Genomic DNA, 24,294 nt, shown 5'->3' with positions numbered 1-24,294 from the left:
AGCCCCTAATGGGGCTTTTTTTATGGAGTATCGTTACGGAAAAAAGAGTAATTTGTCATTGGGCAGATCATAATCATAAATTATCATTTCTTCCGGATCGATATAGAGCCAATGAAAAACGGCCTTGTTTTCTGACGTTTCATTGGAGATCCCAATCGCATAGTATTCCTTTGAGTCCCGTTGCTGTTTTTCAATAGAATATTGAATTGCTGCCTTTGGGTTCTTGGTTACAAGGGTTACAAGAGGATCTTTACTGTTGGCGATATAATATTCGGTCAGCAGGTAGAGTTTATCCCTGAACGAATCGGTTAGGTCTTCGGTATAGGTATACTTCATTGGATTCGGATGCTGCTTACGGAACTTTGATACGGCTCCGTCTTTGATCTTTCGCGCGGTTAATGCTTTGGCAGCTAATTCGCGACTTTCATTGTCTCCTGCAATGGTGATCGTATCGTTTTTCCAGGTCACCTGTAAAACATCGCCGCGATGAAAGTCATAGGCACCGGAATTTTCCCAGTCATAAATCAGGGGGTAGCTGCTGTTGTTTTTTTGTACCAGCATGAAAAAATAGTCCCCATCATCATTGTACTGTACAAATGTCACGGTATCCGATTCAATTTGAGCTTCCGGCCTTTTTGTTTCTGTAGCGTTAGATAACGTATCAGAGACCGATTCTTCGGGAATAGCAGTGGTTTCCTTTTTGTCTGTACAGGCTATAAGGGCCATTGTAAGTGCGCTGGCCAGAAATAGTGTTGGGATTCTCATACCGTATAATGGATTAAGAAGGTTGTTTCATATCCAGGATCACATTATACTGTTCCAGTCCGGCTATGGCTTCCTGGGTCGTATGATCAAAATTTTCTTCGTGATGTGATTTTTCCTTTTTTAGGTTGATCCGTTTTACGCAATTGTAAAAGCGCCTTACGTCATCAAAATCCGTCAATATCAGCTTGGGAACCTTTACATTATTGCCTTCTGAATCCTTTGCTACCATAGTGAAATAAGAGGAGTTGCAATGTTTTACTTTTCCGGTTTGTATGTTTTCGGATTCGACACGGATGCCAATGATCATCGATGTAGAGCCGACATAATTCACGGAGGATTTCATTGTTACCAGTTCCCCGATTTCAATAGGATTTAGGAAATCTACGGTATCGATAGAAGCCGTGACGCAGTAGACGCCTGAATATTTGGAGGCACATGCAAAAGCAATCTGATCCATGAGGGAAAGGATATAGCCCCCATGTATTTTGCCACTGAAATTGGAATGGGAGGGCAACATCAGTTCGGATATTTTAACCCTTGAGTTTTTAACGGTCTTTAAAGTCTTTAACATGAAATCAATAATTTGTATTAGGATAAGGAGGTGTTTCTTCTTCTACTTTGGTCGCAAAATAACGGCTGTCGCCCAGCCAGAAAAAAGAAGTATATCGTTCGATATAAGTAATTTTGACGTATTTCCCCTGTAGGTTTTCTAACTGCCCGACAACAGCATCATCGGTAATGGAGAATTGAAAGAGCTGCGCTCCGGCAATACCCTGGCTGATTTCGCCTTCCCAGGTTTTAAAAAGCACCCCTTTGGAAGTGAGCTTGATGAGTTCGCCTGAGCGGACACCCTCACTATAATTGGTGAAATATAAAATCGTATAAACAATAAAAAACAGCGCTACTGCAGCGGCCCCGATGAGGATCAATAGTCTTTTCATGGTGGTTAATTTAAGAAATTGGAGGTAAGTGAGGTTCCGTTGGTGTCGTCATCTGTGTTATTGCTTTCGGTAGCTGACGCTTCTTCGGCCCTGTTCAATATGTTTTCCGGGAGTGATTTTTTGGCTTTTGCCCCCATTTTTTTGAGTTTCTCCATGCTGTTGATCATATTGCCTTTCCCTTCTACTAACTTATTCATGGCATTTCCATATTCGCTTTTGGCTTCGTCCATTTTTTTTCCAATCTTCACCAGATCACTTACAAATCCTTCGAATTTATCGTATAAAGCACCCGCCTGCCGTGCGATTTCATAGGCATTTTGCTGTTGCTTCTGGTTGGCCCAGATGCTGTCAATGGTTCGTAGCGTGGCCAATAGTGTGGAAGGCGTGACGATCACAATATTTTTTTCAAAGGCCTTATTGTACAGGCTATTATCCGTATTTAACGCGATAGCAAAGGCGGGCTCGATGGGGATGAAAAGCAATACGAAATCCGGGCTTTCCATTTTATACAGGTCGTGGTAATTTTTGGCACTCAACTGATCCACATGGCGTTTTAAAGAGGTGACATGCTGTAGCAGGTGCCCATTTTTTTGCTGATCGTCTTCTTCATTTACATAGCGTTCATAGGCAACCAGCGAAACTTTGGAATCAATAATCATCTTCTTTCCATCGGGAAGATTAATAACTACATCGGGGAAGACACGAGCACCTTCCTCATTGGTAAAATGCTGTTGGACTTCGTATTCGCGCCCTTTTTCCAATCCAGATTTTTCCAGTACCCGTTCCAAGATGAGTTCACCCCAATTTCCCTGCATTTTGCTATCGCCCTTTAAGGCTTTGGTGAGGTTTTCCGCTTCCTGGGTAATACGGAGATTCTGGCTTTGAAGATGTACCAATTGCTCACGTAATGAAGCATGGATCCCTATGTTTTCTTTTTGGCTATCCTCCACCTTTTTTTCAAAATGCAGGATTTTTTCCTGGAGTGGCGAAAGGATATTTTTAATGTTCTCCCGATTTTGCTCTGTGAATTTGCTGGATTTCTCTTCCAGGATTTTATTGGCTAAATTTTCAAATTCGGTGGTGAACTTAGCCTGCAGTTCTGCCGTTTCTGCTTTCTGTTCCCTGCTGCGTTCCAGGAGGTTGTCAAAATCGACTTCTTTAATGGTGAGCTGTAACCGGAGGTCTTCCTTTTCGGCACGGAGTTGCTCTTTTTCGTCCTGCAATTGAGATTGTTGTTGTGTGGTGGCCTGTCTTTCCTGATTCAGCTGTTCTTTGATCTGATTCAGTTGCTCCTGTAAAGTTGCTATTTTTTCGGCTGCAACTGCTTTGGAGCTTCCTGAAAGAATAAAACGGCCGATGAGGATTCCGATAATAAGGCTGACAACGATAAATAAGATGGTGATACTATCCATTCCGGCTTTTTTAAAGTAAAAATAGTGATTCTTTATCCAGTTTTGGGGTCTGTGTTCAAAATATTTGGAAGAAGGCGCATGTATTGTCATGGCAAATTTAATCCGGGCGATTTGGGCAGGCAGTCGCTTTTTTATATATTTAGCACCTTAAAAATCGGAATTTGAAAATGAAAAAAATTATTGTTATTGCAGTATTGTTATGCTCGGGATTGTATACCGTTACCGCCCAAACGACACGCCTGATGTCCTACAATCTACGACTGGATGTAAAAAGTGATGGTGAAAACCAATGGTCGTTACGAAAAGACAAACTGGTGGGGCTTCTGAAATTTTACAGCCCGGACTTCGTCGGCGTACAGGAAGCTTTACCCCATCAGATGCATTATATCGACAGTAGTTTGGTTACCTATGGTTATATCGGTAAAGGCCGTGATGATGGTAAAGAGCAGGGTGAATTCAGTGCTATATTTTACAACAAAGACAAATTTAAATTATTGGATAACGCGACATTCTGGCTTTCGGAACATCCCGATCAGGTATCCATGGGATGGGACGCTGCTTATAAAAGAGTGTGTACCTATGGCTTATTCCAGGATAAGGCCACTAACAAAAAGTTTTATGTTTTTAATACTCATTTTGACCACGTAGGAGATGTGGCCCGTATCAAGAGTGCCCAGCTGATTATCGAAAAGATAAAAGCCATTAATACCCAAAACCTGCCTTTCTTCCTCAGTGGCGATTTTAACCTGGAGTCGGATAGTGCGCCTATACAATACATTGCGTCACAGCTGAATGATTCGAAAGCGGTGGCGGAATTGGTGTATGGCCCGGCGGGGACATTTAATAATTTTGAATTTACAAAACCGGTGACCATGCGTATCGATTATATTTTTACCTCTAAAAAAGGCATAACGGTGAAAAAATACGCTGTGTTAAGCAATTCGGATCAATGTAAATATCCTTCCGACCACTTTCCGGTACTTATCGATGTGGAATGGAATAAGAAGTAAAAAGTAAAAAGTAAGAAGTAAAAAGGGATGATGAAAAGGAAGCTGTAAAAAGATAAGTAAGAATAAGGCCTGTATTTTGTACAGGCCTTTTTTGTTATTTCTTAGCATCTTTTTTAGGTACTGGCGTACTGTTTTTTGTGGTTTTGTTTTTCTCAACTGCTTTGTCTGCAATCTTTTCTTTCTCTTTTTGGGAAACAGCTTTCCCTGCACCGGACGTTTTTTTATCAGAAGTTGCCATAATTAAAAGTATTAAATTTATATCTACTTAAATGTAAGGTTATAATATGCTGATCACTATGTAATTAACATGAATTTAATGACTGTTCGGGCTGTAGGATAAGGACTGTTTTTTTGTTTGTAAAATGTTAAGTTGCATCCTATTGTTTTGTAAAAATTATTACCTTGTAGGAGCTTATGCTGCCCCAAGAGCCTGCATAATCCCTGAATGTTCACCAAAACCAATCCTATGAAACCGCAATCCTACGAAAACCACATCCGTTTCTATCCTCCCCATCATTTTGTATTCTATCCAGTAACCCTTATTTTACTCATTGTTTCAGCTTATTATGCGGTTACCGATACCGAAAATACGAAGCTTTGGATTTTTATAAGTAGTACAATTGCACTGGTAATATGGAGTATGTATATGGTGCGCCAGCATTATGCATTGATCTTGCAAAACCGGATTGTACGGGACGAACTGCGGTACCGGTATTATGTACTGACCAATAAAAGGCTGGAACTTGTAGCGCCAGAACTCAACGACAGCCAGCTTTTTGCCTTACGGTTTGCCCCGGATGCTGAGCTTCCGGATTTGGTTCACCGTACGGTGGCTGAAAATCTTTCCGGGACTGCTATTAAGAAAAGTATAGTGCATTGGTTTCCCGATTACAACAGAGTCTAAAAATCACCCAGAACCCCTGAATACTAATACCTCAAAACACTAATTTATGTATACGTTAAAAGTTATTTCGTCCACTGTACGCCCGGGCAGAAAAGGGCCAATTGTAGCCCAATGGGTAGTAGAAAAAGCTCTGGCTTCGGGTTATTTCAAAGTTGAATTTCTGGATCTTGGTGTCGTAAAATTACCATTGATGGATGAAAAACTGCATCCGTCCCAACAAAAATATGAACATGAGCATACCAAAAAATGGAGTGCCACTATTGGGGAAGCAGATGCTTATATTTTTGTTACCGCTGAATATGACCATACCTATCCTGCGCCTTTACGGAATGCACTGGAATATTTAGTGCATGAATGGGCGTATAAAGCCGGTGGAATTGTAAGTTATGGCGGAGTTTCTGCAGGAACGCGAGCTGCCAATGGATTGAAACTGGATTTAGCCACTAAGAAAATAGTGCCTCTGTTTGAAATGGTTAATATTCCTTTTTTCGAAAAAATGATTACCGATGGAAAATTGGTTGCCAATGAAGTGATGGATAAGGCTATAGAAGTCCAGTTCAAAGAATTGGTAAAATGGACGGAAGGGCTGAAGACCATTCGCGCTGCAAAATAAAACTATAAAAAATCCCGGTTGTTCATCAACCGGGATTTTGTTTTTATATTACTTTTCATTGACATCAAAATTGCCACGATCCCTGTGGCTCTCCGGATTGGAGTTGGTATAGCGGTTTTTTTCTGTATCGGAATTTTTGTCCCGGTTTTCTGCAGTCTCCATATCTTCCGATTCACTGGAAGTACCCCGGTTCTTTTTGACAGTTTTGCCGTTTTCCATAGTATGATTGCTTTCATCTACATCGGGTGCGGTGTTCGTATCGACGCTTCGGGCTCTTTTTACCGTATTTTCGTGTCCTTCCTCATCCTTTTCAGTTTCCGTATTGAGTTTTTTTGAGGGGTCATAATCCTTAGGGAGATTTTTACCGCTAAAACCTTCATTCGTTTGTTGCTGATTGTTGATTTTTTTGGATCCGAGATCTTTTTTATCGTCTTTTTCAGTAGCCATGATAATCGTATTTAGGGTTTCTATAAAGATCGTGTAATCTGAGGTTGTTGGGCTTATATAATTTCTTCGAAAGTTTATAGAACCCCCATTGGCGACTTTGTATTTGAATGGGATAAAGTGTATTTTTGCGGTAATCCTTATAAAATAAAAGTATGCTGAATGTTGTTTTGGTTGAGCCTGAAATCCCGAATAATACCGGGAATATTGGACGTTTGTGTGTAGGAACCCAGAGCAGGCTGCACCTGATCCATCCATTTGGTTTTGTAATAAATGACAAAAACCTCAAGCGCTCCGGACTGGATTACTGGAAACACCTGGACTGGTTTGAATATCCTTCTGTTGAAGACTGGATCAAAACAGTTCCGGATCCGTCACGGGTATTCCTCTTTACTTCCAATACAACACAATCCTATCTTTCTGCTGAATTCCAGGAAGGCGACTGGCTGGTTTTTGGAAAAGAATCGGTAGGACTTAGTGCGCAGGTATTAGCTGCTTTTTCCAACCATGTCAAAATCCCATCTTCCCCACTGATCCGCAGTTATAATATCGCCAATGCTGTTGCTTTTGCCCTGGGCGAAGGATTACGGCAATTGGCAACGCCTGAAAAATAGATTATTGCAGTGCTTTTTCAAATTCTTCCTGGATTTTGGAACAGGAAATCAGGAAGGGTTTATCGGTAATGGTAATTTCGATATCGTGGAGTTCGATATGATACGATCCGGTGAATTTGCCTACGAGGGTATGCCCTTCAAAATGCCCTTCGATTTCATCACCAATCAGTTCTCCTTTGTCACCAATGGTATTTCTGATTTTTTCGATGAGGTCGGGTTTGGATCCGTTATAAAAAATGGTAAACTGGCAAGCCATAGCTATTGTATTTGGGGATTAACCATATAAAAGTACGGATTATACTACACGCGCTATGTTGTGTTTATGTTAAAACAAAGAAGTCGCGGCTAAGCTATAATAAAGATACCCCGTAGCGGATCAAAGCTAATATTACCTTCCTTGAATATGCGGTCGAAACTGCCATCAGCAATACATTCCTGCGGTGTGCCCTGGATCGCTTTACTATCGTGCATGATAATCATACTGTCGCTCATCTGGATGGCGAGCTCAATATCGTGGGTAGAAAAAAGAATACATTTTCCAGCTTCAGCAGCTAATTTTTTCAATAACCGGAATAATGCAGCTTTGTGCAGCAGGTCAAGGTGTGTGGTTGGTTCGTCCAATATAATTAGCGGCGTATCCTGGGCAAGTGCTCTTGCAATCAGTACATTTTGAAGTTGCCCGTCACTGATCTCATAATGTTTTTTGGCTGCCAAATGCTCAATCTGCGTCAGTTGGAGTGCCTGCTGTACTTTTTGAATATCCAAATCAGATAATTTACCGAGCCAGTTGGTGTACGGCTGCCTTCCCAGGGCGACCAATTCATAAACAGTAAGATTACTGGGCGGCAACTGTTCGGTTAATACAATGCTCATTTCCTGCGCGAGCTGCTGGGTATTGAAATCACGGAGGTTCCTGTTATGAAGCAGTACCTCACCCTGTAGCGGTTTTTGGATTGCGGTAATGGTTCGTAGCAAGGTAGATTTACCAATGCCATTTGCCCCCACGAGGGTAATCAGCTGGCCTTTTTGCAGTTGTATATCGATTGCATCCCCAATGATGGGGTGTTTCCCCTTTTGGGAATAGCCAATTTGAAGTTTGCGGGTTTCGAGTACTGTGTTATGTTGTTTCATCAGGTCGCCATTTTTCGTTTTCCAAGCAAAAGCCAGATTACCACAGGTGCTCCTATAATTGAAGTTACAGCATTGATGGGCAATGTGAAATCGCAACCCGGCATTTGGGAAATGGTATCACACAACAACATGATACTAATGCCCAAAAGCAATGTTGCCCAAAAAAGGATCGCGTGATTGCTGGTCTGGAATACCAATTTCGCAATATGGGGAATGACCAGCCCTATAAAAAAGATCGGCCCGGCATAGGCAGTAATGCTCCCGGTTAAGATACTGGTGGTAAAAATCAATAGTGTTTTGGTACGTTGGTAATCGACTCCCATGCTGCGGGCATAATTCTCCCCGAGTAGGAGTGCATTCAGCGGTTTGATATTGATAAAGCTTAGGGTAAGCCCGATTAGTGTACAGGTGCTGAGGTTGATAATGGAATTCCAGGATAAATTTCCAAGGCTGCCAAGTGCCCAAAAGGTAAATTTCTGGAGTTGATCTGCCGAACTGAAATAGGTGAGTACACTAACGACCGAACTGGTAATGCTCCCAAACATCAGCCCGACGATCAGTATGGCCATCGTATCTTTCAGCCGTTGTGATACTGCCAGTACCGCCAGCAGCACTAAAAAGCTACCCAGGCTGGAGGCGATAACAATACTAAACTGGGAGAGCAGTATTCCGCTTAGCAGTGCCGGAAAAAAACCGGCGCCCATCACGACCATTGCTACGCCAAGGCTGGCACCGGAACTTAATCCCAATACATCAGGCCCGGCTAAAGGATTCCGGAAAAGGGTCTGCATCAGTAAACCGCTTATCGAAAGTCCCATACCTACCATTATTGCTGTAAAAGCTTTAGGCAGGCGGTAATTCAGGATAATATACTGCCAGGTGCTTTTTTCAGATGTTCCTCCCGTTAGTGTGGTAAAAACTTCTTTTAGGGGTATGGCAACAGATCCCAGGCTCATATTGATTAGGAATAAAAGTACCAGGCTGACGATCAGTCCCGAGAAAAGAAATTGGTTTCTCATACGGCTAAGGAACAGTGAGGTTAGGGTATTAGTTTAGTTTTTCGAAGAAATAAAGCTCATAATCGGGTAACAATTCCGGATGCAGGATTTTAATCATATCTTTTAAGACCAGGTCCGGGCGGTTGGGAGCGATTTCATAATAGAGTACGCCACCTTTAGCCCCTTTTTTAGTACTGGACGAATATACCTTTTTATTTTTAAAAGCATCAAATTGCGCATAATGAGGATTGGCATCTGCCATCTCCCGTAGTGCTGTAAATTGGGCAGGCCCAATCCAGAATTCCGCATTCTGGGCTTTGAGGAAAACCGTCTCAAAACTCAAAGAAAGGCTTCCGGTTCCGGGAGTATCCTTCCAGAGATAGGCAGCATTGGCATCCTTTAAAAAGGTGGCAGCCCAGCTATTGCCTTCCGACATATACCATTGATCCTGATACATCGCCCCAGTGAATACAGTGGGCTGGGTAACCGCTTTTTTCGCGAGTGCCACAGTAGCGAGGTATTCTTTCTCAATTCCGGAGAAAATAGTCGCTGCCTCGTCGTCCTTACCGTAAAGCGTGCCAAAAAACTTGATCCATTCGGCTTTGCCTAAAGGCGTTTGTTCATTCCAGTCGCCATTTAAAATTACTTTTAAGCCGCTTTTCTCCAGGATATCCAGGGAGGGATTATTATTGTCAATACCATAGCCTACAATCACGTCCGGATCAAGGTCAATGAGTACTTCGGTATTGAGGCTTTCGTTATTGCCTACTTCTTTTACTTTTCCGGAATCGATACGCTTCCTTGTTTTTTCAGAAGAGATGTAATCCGTATTGGGAAAACCAACCAACGTGTTTTCCACACCCAGCATTTCCAGGGATGGAATATGGGTCGTGGAAGTTGCGACTAAAGATTTCACAGGTACCTGAATGGCAGTGGCGCTTTTCAGGCTATCAGGAATTACAGCTCCCGCTTTATAGAGGACATAGGTATATTCTTTTTTGGCATCCGGCCATGGACTGGTGATTTTTACGATGCTGAAAGTAGCATAATGGTACAATTCAAGCCCTTTGGCATACGAAATATTATTCTTCGCACTGGTAGTTAAAGGAGTAGGAGTAGGAGTTTCTTTTTTGCAGGCCGCAAGTGTGACTACAAGGAAACAAAATAAAATCCGGATTACTGTTTTTCTCATTTTTAGATCATTCTGATGGGACAAAGGTAAAACGAAACCATGTTTTTTTTACGGTATTCACACAAATTATTCAGAATTCCAAATGATAAGTATATATTTGCAGGCGAATTAAGGTTGTGATTTGTTTTTTCGTAAATCACATTAAAAGGGAATCAAGTCCTTGTTACTGCTGTCGGTTTTTTAAGCAAACCGGAATTAAAGCACTACCAATAATCTTGAGCTGTACCCGCAACTGTATGCTATAATGCTTGTTGTTAACTCCGAAACCACTGCCCCAGGGCGGGAAGGTAAACAACAGGACGCAAGCCAGGAGACCTGCCTTATTCTTAATTAATAACGAACCTTCGGGAAAAAAGGTTTATGGATTATGACAACTAAAAGATTCTTTTTATTCCTTGCTTTTTTTGCCTGCCAGTTGGTAATGGCACAGCACGACAGCATTCAGTACCTGGATGTGGTCCGGATTTCCGATGTACAGCTCAAAAGTTTTTCCGATTCCCAATCGGTACTTTCCCTTTCGGATTCTCTGATCCGTGAAAACCAGCCTTCCCTGACTTCGCTTTTGAATTATAATACAGTGATCTATTTCAAGGAGAATGGGCTTGGAATGGTATCTTCCCCTTCTTTTCGAGGTACTACAGCCCAACAGACGGCTGTAATCTGGAATGGGATCAATATCAATTCACAACTTACCGGACAAACCGATTTCAATACCATTACCACGCGGGATTTTCAAAATATCACGGTTCGTGCCGGCGGGGGTAGTGCCTTATACGGGAGCAGTGCTATTGGCGGAAGTATCCACCTGAATAATGAACTCAATTTCAAAGACCATTTTTCGAATGAACTGCACCTGAATTACGGTAGTTTCAATACCATCGGTGCCAATTATAAAGTGAGTGTTTCCGATACTAAGTTTAGTTTTCAGGCAGCGATTTCCAGGAATAGCTCGGAAAATGATTACAAGTTTCCGGAATCCAACTGGAAAAACCAAAATGGTGAATTTTACAATACCAGCCTGAACATGGCATTTGGGTATAAGATTAATGCCCGGAATTATATCAAGGCCTACAGTCAGTTTTTTGATAGTGAGCGGCATTTTGCCATACTTTTCCCAGCGGAAACAAAAACAAAATACCAGGATTTCAATAGCCGGAACCTGTTGGAATGGGATCGCTTTATGGGACTTTTTACGTCCCGTGTCAAGGTGGCCTACCTGAGTGAAAAATACAAATATTTCGCCAACATTGCGAATGATAACTATAGCGATGGTAAGGTAGAAACCGTCATTGGTAAATATGACCTTACCTATGATATCAACACGACTATGAAGCTGAATGCCATTGTGGATTATACGCAAAACAAAGGAACAGGGACGGGAATACTTCATAAAACCCGTAACATTGCTTCGGCAGGACTGCTCTTTAAACACGAAGTCGGTTCACGGTTTTTATATGAGCTGAGCGGTCGTAAGGAAGTAACGGATAATTACAAAAGTCCTGTGTTGTTTTCTGTAGGTGCGAATTATAAAGTAACTGATTTTTATACGCTTAAACTGAACGGATCCCGGAATTTCAGGGTGCCAACCTTTAATGACCTGTACTGGGAGCCGGGTGGCAATCCCGACCTGAAACCGGAATCGTCCTACCAGGCAGAATTGGGGAATGCTTTTACCTTCAAGGAATTGCAATTTTCCGTGACGGGGTATTATATGGATATCAAAGACATGTTACGCTGGATCCCGATGGGCGCCAACTGGTCGCCGGTCAATACGGATAAAGTAATTACCTACGGTGGGGAAGCAATGCTGAACTGGAGCCGGAAAATAGGAATGCACCAGGTCTCTCTTAATGGAACCTATGCCTATACCGTATCGGAAAATGATGATACGAAAAAACAACTGATTTATGTTCCGCATCATAAAGCAACGGGATCGCTGACCTATTCGGTACAACGATTTACGGCCAATTACCAGGCGTTATATGTTGGGGAAGTGTATACCCGCACCGATAATAATTCACGGTACACCATTGATCCGTATCTGGTAGGCAACGCAACGGTAAACTATACTTTCGGAAAGAAATTCTCCTATACACTCGGTGTCCAGGTTTTAAACCTTTGGAATGAAAACTACCAAAGTGTGGAAAACCGGTTTTTACCCGGGAGGAATATTAATACCTATCTAACTTTAAATTTTTAAAATGATGAAAAAGATTTCAAAATTACTTTTAGTCCTATTAGCCAGTAGTGTTGTATTGGTGTCCTGTAGCAGTGATGACGATAGCAATGACAACGTTTCCCTTGGGAATTATGATCATGGCTTCTTTGTGCTGAATGAAGGGACGAGTACTACAGCGACGATTACTTTTGTAAGCAATTCCGGAGCAGTAGAGCAGGATATTTTTCGCAATGTAAACCCTACAGCACCTGCGACAGGAACCTACCTGCAATCGATGTTTTTTGATGATACGCGTGCGTTTATCATTTCAGGGCTGGCGAATCAGATTACTGTAGTAAACCGTTATACTTTTCAATACCTTGCAACGATCACTACCAATATCCAAAACCCGAGATATGGTGTGGTCCTGAACGGAAAAGCATATGTGACCAATTCAGCTGACTTTGAAAGCAATACCGATGACTTCCTGACCGTAATCAACCTGGCGGATAACAGTACTACAAAAGTAAACCTGAATAAGGTTTCGGAGAAAATCCTCGAAGAGAACGGAAAATTATACATCTCTAACGGCTCTTTTAGTGGTCATGAAACAGTAACTGTTTTCAATCCGGCTACAAATACTTCAGAGCAGGTAATCAATTTAGGTTTCATACCGAACTCTTTTGATGAAGAAAACAACACTTTATATGTAATGGGAAACAACAAAATCGGGAAGGTCAACCTTACGACGAATCAGCTGACCAGCACCATCACATTGCCGGAAACTCAAACCGACGCTAAAAATTTGACAATAGAAGATGATAAAATCTATTATACAGTGAACACCAGTGTATACGTTATGGCTCTTAATGCGACATCGGCACCTACTACTCCTTTGTTAACGTATACTTCTGGATCACTATATGGTGGTATGTACGGATTTGCAGTTAATGACGGCAAAATTTACGTAGCTGAAGGTGGTAACTTTGCTTCTGACAGCCAGGTCTTTGTGTATTCCCCAACTGGAAACCTGGAAAAAACAGTTTCCGTAGGTGTGGGGCCAAACAATTTCTATTTCAACGACTAATACACTATTTTTTAAATACCAATAGCGCATACTTATGAAACAATTTTACAGATTAATTTTTACATTTTTACTTACAATCCTGACAGGCGGATTTTCCGTTTTTGCACAAACTGGTTTTTATGACGGGGTTTATATCCTGAATGAAGGCAGTGCAGGAACACCTACTGCTTCGGTTTCTTTTATTTCCAATGAAGGGATACTGCAAAATAACATCTATGGAACGGTAAATCCGGGACAGGCCAATTTGGGTGATGTAGCACAGCATATCGGATTCCACGGGGATTATGCTTATATCGTACTCAACATGTCCAATACGATCAAGGTCGTAAACCGAAATACTTTTGCTTATGTAGCAACCATCAGTACAGGACTTGTGAATCCAAGGTATATTGCTTTTGCTAATGGTAAAGGGTATGTGACCAACTGGGGTAATGGAGGGGTTAGTGACAGCTATGTTGCGGTCATCAACCTTGAAACCAACACAGTCGAATCGTCTATTGCAATGGCAGAAGGTGTGGAGCGCATTCTTGAAAGCAGCGGAAAACTATATGTGGCACACCAGGGCGGGTATGGATATGGCAATACCATCTCGGTGATCAATCCCGTGACTGCTGCTATAGAACAGGTGATTACTGTGGGGGATGTTCCCAATTCTATTATTGAAAAAGAAGGAAGCCTGTATGTATTATGTGGTGGGAAACCGAGTTGGGCAGGAACCCAGACGTATGGTAAACTTGTAAAAATTAATCTGGCTGATAATACGGTAATCAGTGAAACTGACTTTCCAAACCAACATCCTTCCAACCTGAAAATTGAAGGTAATGCATTATTGTATACACAGGATGCTGCGGTATATAAAACAACTGTCACCCCATTTTCAGTACCGGCTGCACCATTATTTAGCCTTGGGGCACAAGGCGTATATGGTATCTATGGAATGGAAGTGATTGATGGCAAAATTTACCTGGGTGATGCCGGAAATTATGTGAGCAATGGAACCGTTTATGTGTATACTATGGAAGGGACACAGAGTTCCAGCCATGTTGTAGGGAAATTACCAAACGGATTCTACAAAGCCACTGAAAGTAGTCTTGGCGTTACTAATCCTGAAGCTGCATTGGCAGTTACCGTATATCCTAACCCGGCTTCGGGTGTGTTTTATATTCGTACCGTTAAAACGGGCGATGCTATGATTAAAGTATATGATCTTACCGGAAGACTGGTAAAAGACCAAAAATATACGCTTTCAGGAATCAACGTTACCGATCTTACAGCTGGAATTTACAGTGTTGAGGTTACGATTGAAAACGCGAAGTACAACCAACGTATAATCGTTAAATAAGATGAACAAAATCTTACTTTTTGCGCTGTTGGCGGCTTCGGTTTCCCATGGGCAAACGTATCCGCCGGAAGCTGAAAGCCCGGGGTCCACAGCGGTCCATAAGGATAGCCCGCTTTATGTGGCGTGGGCTACAGGAATTACGGTTGAAAGAGGGTACCTCAATATTTCCAATCCTGATTTTATGATCGGGGGAAGCAATAGGGTTTCTTCGGGTACACCGGAAAATGCCTTGGGAGCACCTACGGGGCCTACGGTGAGCCTGGGTGATCGAGGTACAGCTACGCTTACTTTTGCGAGACCGATTAGTAACGGGGAAGGTTTTGACTTTGCAGTTTTTGAAAATGGAGGGCCTGGCTTTTTAGAGCTGGCTTTTGTAGAAGTGAGTTCTGACGGTACTCATTTTTTTCGCTTTCCAGCCCATAGCCAGACCCAAACCGATACGCAAATCGGATCGTTTGGCAGCCCATCGGCACCCTACCTGAACAATCTCGCAGGGAAATATGCAGGCAGTTACGGAACGCCGTTTGATTTGAGTGAACTTCCCAATGATGCCCAGCTAAATAAAAATAACATTACACATGTCAGGATTATTGATGTAGTAGGTGCTATAGATCCACTATATGCTTCTTATGAGGGAGTAGTCGTTAGATTGTGTAAACGTAGAAATTGATTTTAATTTGATTTGAGATTTTAAGGCTTAGCCAAAAAACAACAGATCATTAAGTATAGAATTTAAAAGAACTACATTTAAATAATTTAAAAAGAGCGGATTATGATCGAAGATGGTAAATTACCCAAAGATTTTGCAAAGCAATTTAAAAACAAAGAAGACTTCCATACTTTTTTTCAAGACCTGTATAAACAAGGCATTGAACAGCTACTCCAGGGAGAATTGGATGCTCATCTGGGATATGAGAAGCATAATATTGACGGATACAATACAGGCAATAGCCGTAATGGTTCTTTCTCAAAGAATATAAAATCAGAGACTTTGGGCAATATGGTCCTGGCTATTCCCCGGGATAGAAATGGTGAATTCGAGCCTCAGGTCATCGGAAAAGGCCAATCGATGAGTGAAAAGATTGAAGATGCTATTTTAGGAATGTACAGTCGTGGAATGACCCGTAGTGATATTGTAGAACAAGTTAAAGAAGTTTATGGGATATCAGTAAGTGAGTCCACGATTTCGACCATCTCTGATAGAATACTGGCTGATGTTGATTTATGGACTAAAAGGGCTTTAGAACCACAGTATCTGATTGTTTGGATGGATGCTGTGCATATGAAAGTAAGAACAGATGGGAAATATGAAAACCATGCAATTTACATTGTAATCGGACTAAAAACAGATGGTAAGAAAGAAGTATTAGGAATGTGGCTAAATAAAGAAGAGTCGGCTTCATTTTGGATGACTGTACTCTCTGACATAAAATCTCGTGGAGTAAAGGATATTCTCATTGCCTGTACAGATAACCTTACCGGATTTACAAAAGCTATCAGAGGTGTTTTTCCAAATACAGAATCCCAGCTTTGCATTGTTCATCAAATAAGGAATAGCCTTAAGTTTGTAGTAGTTAAGGATAGAAAAGCATTTTGCAGTGCAATGAAAGAAGTATATACTGCAATAAATCAGGAAGAAGCCGTTTTAGCTCTGGCTGAATTTAAAAAAAACTGGGAAGCAAAATATAAATATGCCGTTTGCTCCTGGGAAAAGAATTGGGAAAATCTCATGCCTTTTTTGGCCTATCCTGCTGAAATCAGGAAAATAATGTACACCACAAATACAATAGAAAACTTAAACAGGGGAATTAGAAAATATACCAAAACAAAAGTGCAGTTCCCAGATGAAAAAAGCGTCAAGAAATCAGTCTATTTAGCAATACAAAATTGTGAAAAAAGCTGGATAAATGCAATACCAAGCTGGGGATTAATCATGAATCAGTTCTTGGTCATATTTGGAGAAAGGTGTAATATTAAACACTAAGAACTGTTTACACAAAATTTCGACCAGTCTCTTCTTATGGTCAGTATACCTATGCCAATAACCCGAATGTAACAGTGAACAATGATGCTATTGCTGCCCTGGCAGAAGATGTTAATGTCGTAAACACTAAAACTGCAATCACCGATTTTGGAAAATCTACTTTAAAAGATTACAAACTTCCGGGAATGCCACAACAGGCCTACTCGATCGGATTGGAATACAGGGATCCTAAATTCTGGTGGATTGGTGCAAATGCCAACTACTTAGCGAGCAACTATATTGATGTTTCTGCACTATTGAGAACCAACAATTTTATGAGAAACCCAGAAACTGGATTCGGCTTCCCGGAAGCAACCGAAAGCAGATCCAGAGAATTATTAAAACAAGAGAAATTCGACAATTTCTACTTAGTAAATTTAACAGGAGGAAAATCATGGAAACTTGGTAATAACACTGTAGGTTTCTTTGCCAGTATCAACAACATATTCGATGTAACCTATAAAACAGGTGGTTTCGAACAGGGAAGAAATGCCAATTACCGACAATTGAACCAGGATGTTTCCAGTGGAACGCCTTCCTTCGGACCGAAATATTTCTATGGCTACGGAAGAACATTCTTTGTCAATCTTTATATCAATCTTTAAAAACTAAACACTAAATAAAAAATGAAATCAATATTTAAAAAATCAATGCTATTCATGGCATGCAGTGCCACACTACTAAGCAGCTGTATTAACGATGACGATTACAGCGTACCAACATTGAGCTGTACTGAAACTTCATTGGTAAAAAACCTGGAACCTCAGGCTGTACCGGCTGCGAGCGTAGTCGCTCCCTACAGTGGCCCTGCAGGCGGAATTATTGAAGCTTATGTAGTATCCAGTGACCTTGGAGGAAATTTCTTCAAATCGATCTCACTTCAAACTTTAGACGGTTCTTTCGGATTTAGTATTCCTGTTGATATTACAACCGTATTCACCAAATTCGAACCGGGAAGAAAAGTATTAATCAAACTGGACGGAACCTATACCGACATTAAATTCGGTTCCATGAGAATTGGTGCTTTATACCAGGGGGAAGTTGGAAGGCTTTCTGCTACACAATATGAAACAATATTAAACCGTTCCTGTACAGTCGTGAGTGAAGAAGATTTAGTTCAGAATCTTACGATCGCACAAACGTTATCCAATGCACGTATCAATACTTTAATTGAACTGCAAAACGTACAGTTCAAAGATGAGTCAGTTAACAAAACCTATTATGATGCCAACAATCAGATTGGTGGTGCTACCAACCATATCCTTGTAGATCAGAATGGTGGCCAGATCATCTTCAGAACCAGCAGTTTTGCAAGCTATGCCGGAAGTATCGTACCTGGAAAATCAGGGACAGTACGTGGTGTATTAACAAAATTCAACAACGACTATCAGTTTGTAGCCCGTACAGAAGATGATATCAAACTGATCAATCCAAGAATTGGAGAAGAGCCAACCAATCCGGGACAACCTGGTGGAAGCGAATTTGCTTTGGGTGGTACTGAAACTGCATTCTTAGGTGCTTTTACTGAAAACTTCGAAAGCTATGCTGTGAATGCAACTACTTTCCCTAAATATGTAAATGACCATACTACAGGCGATCGTTACTGGCAATTGAAACAATTCCCGGCAAATACCGGAAACAAATACATTGAAATGACTTCTTTCAGTGGAAATACCAATCCTGGAATTGCTGCAAAAACTTACTTCTTTGTGCCTGCTGACTTTACAGCTGCGAATACCTTTAGCTTCAGCAAAGAAATACGTTACATGCAGGGTGCTGCTTTAAAAGTATACTATGTAACTTCTGCAAATTACACAGCGCGTGGTGCTATCAACGTGAGTAATTTTGTAGACATCACCAGTAGTTTCACCGGACTTACTTACCCGGCTACAGACCAGTCTCAAAATAACTTCACCACTGCCGGAACTTATACAATTCCTGCTTCCCTGACTGGAACCGGATTCTTTGTATTCGAATATACCGGAAGTGCAACAGTAACGACTACCATTCAGCTGGATGATATCGTAATCAACTAATTGCTTTTCGCATTTTTATAAAAGAAGCCACTATGAAAATAGTGGCTTCTTCTTTTTATACTCTTTGATGAATTGATGTTCCGCAAGGGCTATTCGGGTAATTGTTTTCGGTACTTTTCCGCCAGGTTCCCCATGATAAACGTTGCCATGGTTTCATTTTTAGCCGCTATTGCTGCAGCGTACTCTTCGTTTTCAGCCACATAATACATAAAACCTTTGACGTAATCTTTAGGGATTTTATAATGCTCTTCCAGCCACTCCGGATCATAGACTTGGAGTTGGGCCAGCGCAGCTTCTTTCTGCTCTGTTACGATCATTTTTTTAAACATTTCCGTACGCCCATTAATTTTATTCAGGATCGGGTCTATCTTCAGTGAACCGCCCAATAATCCCAACAAATGAACGGGCTTAAAATCCCCGGCAGTATATAATTTACGTTCCGAAGGAGTATATTTTTGCTGTCCTTTCGGTACAATTCCCAGCGACTCCGGTGTTATCCTTTCTACCACTACTTCGTCCAGTTCATAACCATCCGTTTGTACCGGAACCCACAGCAGGGCTTGCTGTAGTTCCGTCGCACTAAGGATCAGTTCTTTCAGCAACCGGCGGCTGCTATAAAACACCAGCGTATCTCCTACTCCTGCAACCATTCTAAAAGTGCCATCCGCAGCAGTATGGGTTTCTTTTTCCGTTGTCAGGTTAATGACAATCAGGTTTTTTATGCCAACGCTACCCGTTGCAGCTTTCCCCTGGATCGATAAACGCTCCTGTGCCAGCGATGGTAATGTAAAAAATAGCAAAAGAATAACAGTCGCAGTATTCCGCTTTTCGAATCGATTGGACAGCATCACGATTTATTTTGCCTAAAAGTATCTATAAATTCGCCACATTAATTCACTATATATGCAAAATAGTAGTTAAATAACACTATATATCGCTTTCAAAAATAAAAAAACACTGCCCTACCATGCAAAGCCATAAATAGCATATTCGGGGCTGTAGTGCACTACAGGCGTTAAAAAATGGTTTTTATATAATTAAATTACGCAATAAACGTTATACAATTGCCCCCGTTCTTTTCAATACGATAGACTCCTGAAAAATGTACTACACAAAAACCCAGTTGTCGTCTTTATCGTATATTATCCCAAAAGGCAAAATCTTATACTGCTGAAAACAAATATCACAACAATGGCCTGGTTATTTTATTATTATCAAATCAATACTACTAAGTTATTGACAGTATCCTATTTATTTTTTTAATTTTGCATAAGACAAACGACTAATGAACAACAGCAAGAATGTATTCAGCATAAAAGATTTAGAGAATCTTTCCGGCATTAAGGCACATACTATCAGGATTTGGGAAAAACGATACGCCGTACTGGAACCCATGAGGACTGATAACAATGTGCGCTACTACGACCTTCCGAATGTGCAGAAATTACTCAACATTACGTTGCTGCACAACCACGGTTATAAAATCTCACAAATTTCAAAATACCCACCGGAAAAAATACCCCAGCTGGTACAGGAAATTATCACCAATAAAAATTTTAAAGGCCATACTATTAATGCTTTTAAAATAGCCATGCTCAATTTTGACCAGAATCTATTTGTAGCTACCTATGAAGAACTACTGGGGGAAAAATGCTTCCGGGAAATCTTCACCGCTGTTTTTATACCGCTTTTAAATGAGATCGGTATGTTATGGCAGGCCGGAACGATCACACCCGCACATGAGCATTTTATTACCAATCTTATCCGTCAGAAGCTGATGGTGAATATTGATTTGCTGCAGGCGCAAAAACCAACCGTAACCTCTAATATATTCGTGTTTTACCTTCCAAAAAATGAGATCCACGAATTGGGGCTGCTGTACCTGAATTATGAAGCGCTCAATGAAAATTACCAAACCATTTATCTGGGATGCAATGTCTCCATTGAAGACCTCAAGTCGCTAAAAGAATTTTACGACAATATCATCTTTACGACCTACATGACCACCGAACCTTCCAAAGAAGAGGTCAATACGTATATTGGTTTATTTGCCAGTGAAATCCTGAACGATACCAACTCCCAGTTGTGGGTGATGGGCCGTATGACGAACTATCTGAAGCATATCTTACCAAGTGATAAGATTGCAGTCCTCGAAAGTATTCCGGATTTCCTAAATAAATTATAATTCTTGCCTCAGGCAGTTTTTCTTTGTTTAACAATTCTATATATTTGTTAAACAATATGAAAAAAGACATTAAAATAATCGGCTCCGGATTTTCGGCTTTGGCAGCGGCATCTTACCTTGCCAAAGCAGGACACCAGGTTACAGTGTATGAGAAAAACAGCACTATCGGCGGACGCGCACGACAACTGAAAAAAGAAGGATTTACATTTGATATCGGGCCTACCTGGTATTGGATGCCGGATGTTTTTGAGCGTTTCTTTGCTGACTTTGGCAAAAAGCCTTCCGATTATTACGACCTGATCAAGCTATCGCCGGCCTATTCCGTTTATTTTGGCCCTAATGAATTTATTACCATTGCCGATAACCTCCCGGAAATCATCGCTACTTTTGAAGCTATTGAGGCCGGAAGCGGTAAAGTCCTGGAACAATTTATCCGAAAAGCCGAAAAGAATTATACCATTGCCATTGGGGATATTGTATACCGTCCCGGAGTTTCCCCACTGGAACTCATCACACCGGAAACAACGCTGAACATCAATCAGTTTTTCAGCACTATCAGCAAAGACATCCGCAGGAAATTTAAAAACCCGAAACTCATTCAGGTATTGGAATTCCCGGTCATTTTCCTGGGTGCCAAACCATCCGACACCCCTTCTTTTTATAGTTTTATGAACTTTGCCGATTTTGGCTTGGGTACATGGCATCCTAAAAATGGGATGTACAGTGTCATTCTCGCCCTGGAAGCATTGGCAAAAGAATTAGGCGTGACCATCCATACCGATGCGGCAATTGAAAAAATCATCGTGGAAGGAAAAAAAGCAACCGCATTGGTCGTGAATGGAAAAACAATCGCTGCCGACCTCATACTGAGTGGTGCCGATTACCATCATACCGAAACATTATTGGATCCGGAGCATCGGAAATATTCCGAAAAATACTGGGCTAAAAAGACTTTTGCGCCCTCCTGCCTGTTGTTTTATGTCGGATTTGACACCAAAATAAAAAACACTGAGCATCATTCCTTATTTTTTGATGTGGATTTTGATGCCCATGCGGCCGCCATTTATGACAATCCGCATTGGCCGGAAGAACCGCTTTTTTATGCCAGTTTCCCGTCTAAAACGGATACTAATGCGGCACCTGAAGGACAGGAAGCCGGAATATTCCTCATTCCCATAGCACCCGGAATAGAAGATACCGAAGCCCTGCGGGAACGCTATTTTGATAAAATTATTACCCGTTTTGAAAAACTAACACAACAACCTATCAAAAATAATATTATTTTTAAGGAATCCTTTTGTGTCAACGATTTCATCAGGGAATACAATTCTTATAAAGGAAATGCATACGGACTCGCCAATACGCTCTTCCAGACTGCATTTTTACGCCCCAAGCTAAAAAGTGATAAAGTCAATAATCTTTATTTCACCGGACAGCTTACAGTTCCCGGACCCGGTGTACCACCGGCACTAATTTCCGGAAAACTGGTAGCAGAACTCATAGAGAAACAACAGTAAACGCAGTCCACCTCAAAAACATCCGCCATGAAATCTATTTTTGACACTGTTTCTTTTGAATGCAGCAAATATGTTACGCAATCCTATAGTACTTCGTTTTCATCTGCAATCAAGATGATCTCGCCGGGTATCCGTCAGGACATTTATAATATTTATGGCTTTGTGCGGTTTGCCGATGAAATTGTCGATAGCTTTCATGACTATGATAAAATACAGCTGTTCGAGAAATTTGAAGCCGACCTTATCCATGCTATCGAATACAAGATAAACCTCAACCCTATCCTGAATGCATTCCAGCATACCGTTCACAAATACCACATCCCGATGCCGCTCATTATGGCATTTATGGAAAGCATGAAGCTGGATTTACACAAAAAAGAATACAGCGCTGCAGAATACAAAGAATACATCTATGGCTCTGCGGATGTTGTTGGCCTGATGTGCCTGAAAGTATTTGTAAAGGGGGACGACCAAAAATATGAAGAGCTGAAAGATGCAGCAATGCACCTGGGATCGGCTTTCCAAAAAGTGAATTTCCTGCGCGACCTCAAGAATGATTTTGAGCTCCTCAACCGCAGCTATTTTCCAAATACCGACCTCAATGAACTCAACGAAGCGTCCAAAATACAAATCATAGAAGAAATAGAAGCCGATTTTGAGAAAGGGTATGAAGGCATCCAACGCCTGCCACTCGAAGCTAAATTTGGTGTCTATACTGCGTATGTGTACTACAAAAGGTTATTGAAAAAGCTAAAAAAGACCCCTTCGGTAGAAATCAAGACGACCCGCATCCGCGTGCCGGATTACCAAAAAGCAGGCATATTAGCACAATGCTACTTTAATTACAAATTCAACCTGCTGTAAACACAGGCCGTACTATCAACTTAAATTGCAATTGACCATGGGACTGAATATTCTGGTTTTTATACTAACCTTCCTGTTTATGGAATTTATGGCGTGGTTCACCCATAAATACATCATGCATGGCTTTTTATGGAGCCTGCACCAAGACCATCACAAAAAAGACCATGACTCCTGGTTTGAACGTAACGATACCTTTTTTATTTTTTATGCCGTCATCAGTATCGGGTTTTTCCTGCTTTGGCGTTATGACATTCTCGAAATCGGGCTGGCAATAGGATTGGGTATCTTTGCGTATGGCCTGGCTTATTTCCTGGTGCATGATATCTTTATCCACCAACGTTTTAAATTATTCCGCAATGCCAATCATACGTATGCCAAAGGTGTCCGAAGGGCACACAAAATGCACCACAAACATACCGGTAAAGAAGACGGTGAATGTTTCGGGATGCTGATGGTTCCGTTTAAATACTTCAAGAAATAAAAAAAGCGTCCTTTTCGGGACGCTATTTGTTTGGATTCATTCCTATTATTTCATGAAATCTGCTAAAGATTTCAATTGGTCGGATTTGATATCCGAATGTTTCAGCACACTCATTAGCGTCATTACATGGTTGGGTGTCATGTTAGTTCCCAATACACGTACAATAGCAAATCCATTATCTTTCTTGTTGGCATAGATTACAAATTCTTTAATATGCTCACCCTCACCAACAGAATAGACCGCTACACCATCTTTACCACTACCAAATTTCATCAGTTCATCATAGCTTTTTTCCTTTAGGATACCCGCTACTTTTACGCGTTCTGCTTCGAACTTGGCTTTATTTTGCTCGGTAGCTTTAAACGTCAGGATGTTGATTTTGTCAAATGCTTTCAGGGCACTGGCTTCGTCCGCTGTCAATTTTGTTTTGTCAATATTGAGCATTCCGGGATCCATATCGATGGCCATAAAATTAGGAGCATCGGTATTATTGACAAAATATTTTTGCAGGGTCAGTTCATTGTTACAGCTCATAAGCAATACACTAAAGAGCAGGAGTACGATTGATTTTTTCATG

Annotated in this window: 27 protein-coding genes and 1 riboswitch; of the genes, 15 read left to right on the top strand and 12 right to left on the bottom strand. The window is 41.2% G+C overall.

The features are described 5' to 3' along the window. Nucleotides 1–33: 33 nt before the first annotated feature. From FK004_RS18735 to FK004_RS18720, 4 genes are read right to left on the bottom strand one after another with little or no spacing between them, the layout of a single operon-like run. A complete protein-coding gene (locus FK004_RS18735) occupies nucleotides 34–765 on the bottom strand; it encodes a hypothetical protein (RefSeq protein WP_108738627.1) in 732 nt (243 codons plus the stop codon). A 13-nt stretch (nucleotides 766–778) separates the two neighbouring features. Then, complete coding sequence (locus FK004_RS18730; RefSeq protein WP_108738626.1) at nucleotides 779–1,336, bottom strand: acyl-CoA thioesterase; 558 nt, start codon at nucleotides 1,334–1,336, stop codon at nucleotides 779–781. A 4-nt stretch (nucleotides 1,337–1,340) separates the two neighbouring features. Then, on the bottom strand, nucleotides 1,341–1,706 hold the full coding sequence (locus tag FK004_RS18725; RefSeq protein WP_108738625.1) for a 6-phosphogluconate dehydrogenase: 366 nt from the start codon (nucleotides 1,704–1,706) through the stop codon (nucleotides 1,341–1,343). Between the two features lie 5 nt (nucleotides 1,707–1,711). Continuing rightward, complete coding sequence (locus tag FK004_RS18720) at nucleotides 1,712–3,118, bottom strand: DNA recombination protein RmuC (protein WP_108738909.1); 1,407 nt, start codon at nucleotides 3,116–3,118, stop codon at nucleotides 1,712–1,714. 167 nt (nucleotides 3,119–3,285) lie between these two features. Between FK004_RS18720 and FK004_RS18715 the strand changes: the two genes are divergently transcribed. Continuing rightward, a complete protein-coding gene (locus tag FK004_RS18715) occupies nucleotides 3,286–4,128 on the top strand; it encodes an endonuclease/exonuclease/phosphatase family protein (RefSeq protein ID WP_108738624.1) in 843 nt (280 codons plus the stop codon). Nucleotides 4,129–4,222: 94 nt separating this feature from the next. Here FK004_RS18715 and FK004_RS19300 read toward each other — a convergent pair whose 3' ends face one another. Beyond that, nucleotides 4,223–4,366, bottom strand: coding sequence for a hypothetical protein (locus FK004_RS19300; protein ID WP_157956155.1), 144 nt, complete (start codon nucleotides 4,364–4,366; stop codon nucleotides 4,223–4,225). 228 nt (nucleotides 4,367–4,594) lie between these two features. Here FK004_RS19300 and FK004_RS18710 point away from each other — a divergent pair, with 228 nt between their 5' ends. Continuing rightward, nucleotides 4,595–5,032, top strand: coding sequence for a DUF6526 family protein (locus FK004_RS18710; RefSeq protein ID WP_108738623.1), 438 nt, complete (start codon nucleotides 4,595–4,597; stop codon nucleotides 5,030–5,032). 46 nt (nucleotides 5,033–5,078) lie between these two features. Next, complete coding sequence (locus FK004_RS18705; RefSeq protein ID WP_108738622.1) at nucleotides 5,079–5,645, top strand: NADPH-dependent FMN reductase; 567 nt, start codon at nucleotides 5,079–5,081, stop codon at nucleotides 5,643–5,645. Nucleotides 5,646–5,693: 48 nt separating this feature from the next. Here FK004_RS18705 and FK004_RS18700 read toward each other — a convergent pair whose 3' ends face one another. Continuing rightward, entirely contained in the window at nucleotides 5,694–6,092 is a 399-nt protein-coding gene (locus FK004_RS18700; protein WP_108738621.1) for a hypothetical protein, read from the bottom strand. 152 nt (nucleotides 6,093–6,244) lie between these two features. Between FK004_RS18700 and FK004_RS18695 the strand changes: the two genes are divergently transcribed. Next, the gene (locus FK004_RS18695; protein WP_108738620.1) at nucleotides 6,245–6,703 is read left to right on the top strand and encodes a tRNA (cytidine(34)-2'-O)-methyltransferase; all 459 of its coding nucleotides are present in this window, start codon (nucleotides 6,245–6,247) and stop codon (nucleotides 6,701–6,703) included. 1 nt (nucleotide 6,704) lies between these two features. Here the strand turns inward: FK004_RS18695 and FK004_RS18690 are convergent, their stop codons facing one another. The 4 genes from FK004_RS18690 to FK004_RS18675 all read right to left on the bottom strand — a co-directional run bounded on the left by FK004_RS18690 (nucleotide 6,705) and on the right by FK004_RS18675 (nucleotide 10,024). Beyond that, nucleotides 6,705–6,959: a hypothetical protein gene (locus FK004_RS18690; RefSeq protein WP_108738619.1), complete on the bottom strand. Its 255-nt coding sequence runs from the start codon at nucleotides 6,957–6,959 to the stop codon at nucleotides 6,705–6,707. An 89-nt stretch (nucleotides 6,960–7,048) separates the two neighbouring features. Beyond that, nucleotides 7,049–7,834 (bottom strand): ABC transporter ATP-binding protein, encoded by a 786-nt coding sequence (locus FK004_RS18685; RefSeq protein WP_108738618.1) that lies wholly within the window; start codon nucleotides 7,832–7,834, stop codon nucleotides 7,049–7,051. Beyond that, on the bottom strand, nucleotides 7,834–8,853 hold the full coding sequence (locus FK004_RS18680; RefSeq protein WP_108738617.1) for an iron ABC transporter permease: 1,020 nt from the start codon (nucleotides 8,851–8,853) through the stop codon (nucleotides 7,834–7,836). The genes FK004_RS18685 and FK004_RS18680 overlap by 1 nt, the downstream gene beginning before the upstream one ends. Before the next feature lie 28 nt (nucleotides 8,854–8,881). After that, nucleotides 8,882–10,024 carry an ABC transporter substrate-binding protein gene (locus FK004_RS18675; RefSeq protein WP_108738616.1) on the bottom strand — a complete coding sequence of 381 codons (1,143 nt, stop codon included), beginning with the start codon at nucleotides 10,022–10,024 and terminating at the stop codon, nucleotides 8,882–8,884. Between the two features lie 94 nt (nucleotides 10,025–10,118). Next, nucleotides 10,119–10,361: riboswitch (cobalamin riboswitch) on the top strand. A gap of 30 nt (nucleotides 10,362–10,391) precedes the next feature. Here FK004_RS18675 and FK004_RS18670 point away from each other — a divergent pair. The 7 genes from FK004_RS18670 to FK004_RS18640 all read left to right on the top strand — a co-directional run bounded on the left by FK004_RS18670 (nucleotide 10,392) and on the right by FK004_RS18640 (nucleotide 18,670). After that, nucleotides 10,392–12,224, top strand: coding sequence for a TonB-dependent receptor plug domain-containing protein (locus FK004_RS18670; RefSeq protein ID WP_108738615.1), 1,833 nt, complete (start codon nucleotides 10,392–10,394; stop codon nucleotides 12,222–12,224). 1 nt (nucleotide 12,225) lies between these two features. Continuing rightward, nucleotides 12,226–13,269, top strand: a complete 1,044-nt coding sequence (locus FK004_RS18665; RefSeq protein WP_108738614.1) for an NHL repeat-containing protein — start codon at nucleotides 12,226–12,228, stop codon at nucleotides 13,267–13,269. A 34-nt stretch (nucleotides 13,270–13,303) separates the two neighbouring features. Then, on the top strand, nucleotides 13,304–14,611 hold the full coding sequence (locus FK004_RS18660; RefSeq protein WP_108738613.1) for a T9SS type A sorting domain-containing protein: 1,308 nt from the start codon (nucleotides 13,304–13,306) through the stop codon (nucleotides 14,609–14,611). 1 nt (nucleotide 14,612) lies between these two features. Continuing rightward, nucleotides 14,613–15,281: a PEP-CTERM sorting domain-containing protein gene (locus FK004_RS18655; RefSeq protein ID WP_108738612.1), complete on the top strand. Its 669-nt coding sequence runs from the start codon at nucleotides 14,613–14,615 to the stop codon at nucleotides 15,279–15,281. 102 nt (nucleotides 15,282–15,383) lie between these two features. Continuing rightward, nucleotides 15,384–16,595 carry an IS256 family transposase gene (locus FK004_RS18650; RefSeq protein WP_108735429.1) on the top strand — a complete coding sequence of 404 codons (1,212 nt, stop codon included), beginning with the start codon at nucleotides 15,384–15,386 and terminating at the stop codon, nucleotides 16,593–16,595. Nucleotides 16,596–16,669: 74 nt separating this feature from the next. After that, the gene (locus FK004_RS18645) at nucleotides 16,670–17,239 is read left to right on the top strand and encodes a hypothetical protein (RefSeq protein WP_193844345.1); all 570 of its coding nucleotides are present in this window, start codon (nucleotides 16,670–16,672) and stop codon (nucleotides 17,237–17,239) included. Between the two features lie 21 nt (nucleotides 17,240–17,260). Next, nucleotides 17,261–18,670 carry a DUF5689 domain-containing protein gene (locus FK004_RS18640; protein WP_157956154.1) on the top strand — a complete coding sequence of 470 codons (1,410 nt, stop codon included), beginning with the start codon at nucleotides 17,261–17,263 and terminating at the stop codon, nucleotides 18,668–18,670. Nucleotides 18,671–18,759: 89 nt separating this feature from the next. Here the strand turns inward: FK004_RS18640 and FK004_RS18635 are convergent, their stop codons facing one another. Beyond that, nucleotides 18,760–19,518, bottom strand: a complete 759-nt coding sequence (locus tag FK004_RS18635; RefSeq protein ID WP_108738610.1) for a hypothetical protein — start codon at nucleotides 19,516–19,518, stop codon at nucleotides 18,760–18,762. Between the two features lie 437 nt (nucleotides 19,519–19,955). On the opposite strand from FK004_RS18635, the gene FK004_RS18630 reads away from it, so the two are divergent. The 4 genes from FK004_RS18630 to FK004_RS18615 are packed head-to-tail and all read left to right on the top strand — an operon-like array spanning nucleotide 19,956 to nucleotide 23,717. Further along, complete coding sequence (locus tag FK004_RS18630; protein WP_108738609.1) at nucleotides 19,956–20,855, top strand: MerR family transcriptional regulator; 900 nt, start codon at nucleotides 19,956–19,958, stop codon at nucleotides 20,853–20,855. A 56-nt stretch (nucleotides 20,856–20,911) separates the two neighbouring features. Then, a complete protein-coding gene (locus FK004_RS18625) occupies nucleotides 20,912–22,372 on the top strand; it encodes a phytoene desaturase family protein (RefSeq protein WP_108738608.1) in 1,461 nt (486 codons plus the stop codon). A 27-nt stretch (nucleotides 22,373–22,399) separates the two neighbouring features. Further along, on the top strand, nucleotides 22,400–23,236 hold the full coding sequence (locus tag FK004_RS18620) for a phytoene/squalene synthase family protein (protein ID WP_108738607.1): 837 nt from the start codon (nucleotides 22,400–22,402) through the stop codon (nucleotides 23,234–23,236). Nucleotides 23,237–23,273: 37 nt separating this feature from the next. Continuing rightward, entirely contained in the window at nucleotides 23,274–23,717 is a 444-nt protein-coding gene (locus tag FK004_RS18615) for a sterol desaturase family protein (protein WP_108738606.1), read from the top strand. A 45-nt stretch (nucleotides 23,718–23,762) separates the two neighbouring features. On the opposite strand, the gene FK004_RS18610 is transcribed toward FK004_RS18615, so the two are convergent. Further along, nucleotides 23,763–24,293: a DUF4252 domain-containing protein gene (locus tag FK004_RS18610; protein ID WP_108738605.1), complete on the bottom strand. Its 531-nt coding sequence runs from the start codon at nucleotides 24,291–24,293 to the stop codon at nucleotides 23,763–23,765. Nucleotide 24,294: the final 1 nt, after the last annotated feature.

The organism is Flavobacterium kingsejongi (genome assembly GCF_003076475.1).
GTDB classification, from domain to species: domain Bacteria; phylum Bacteroidota; class Bacteroidia; order Flavobacteriales; family Flavobacteriaceae; genus Flavobacterium; species Flavobacterium kingsejongi.
This window is presented reverse-complemented; position numbering and strand designations above follow the sequence as displayed.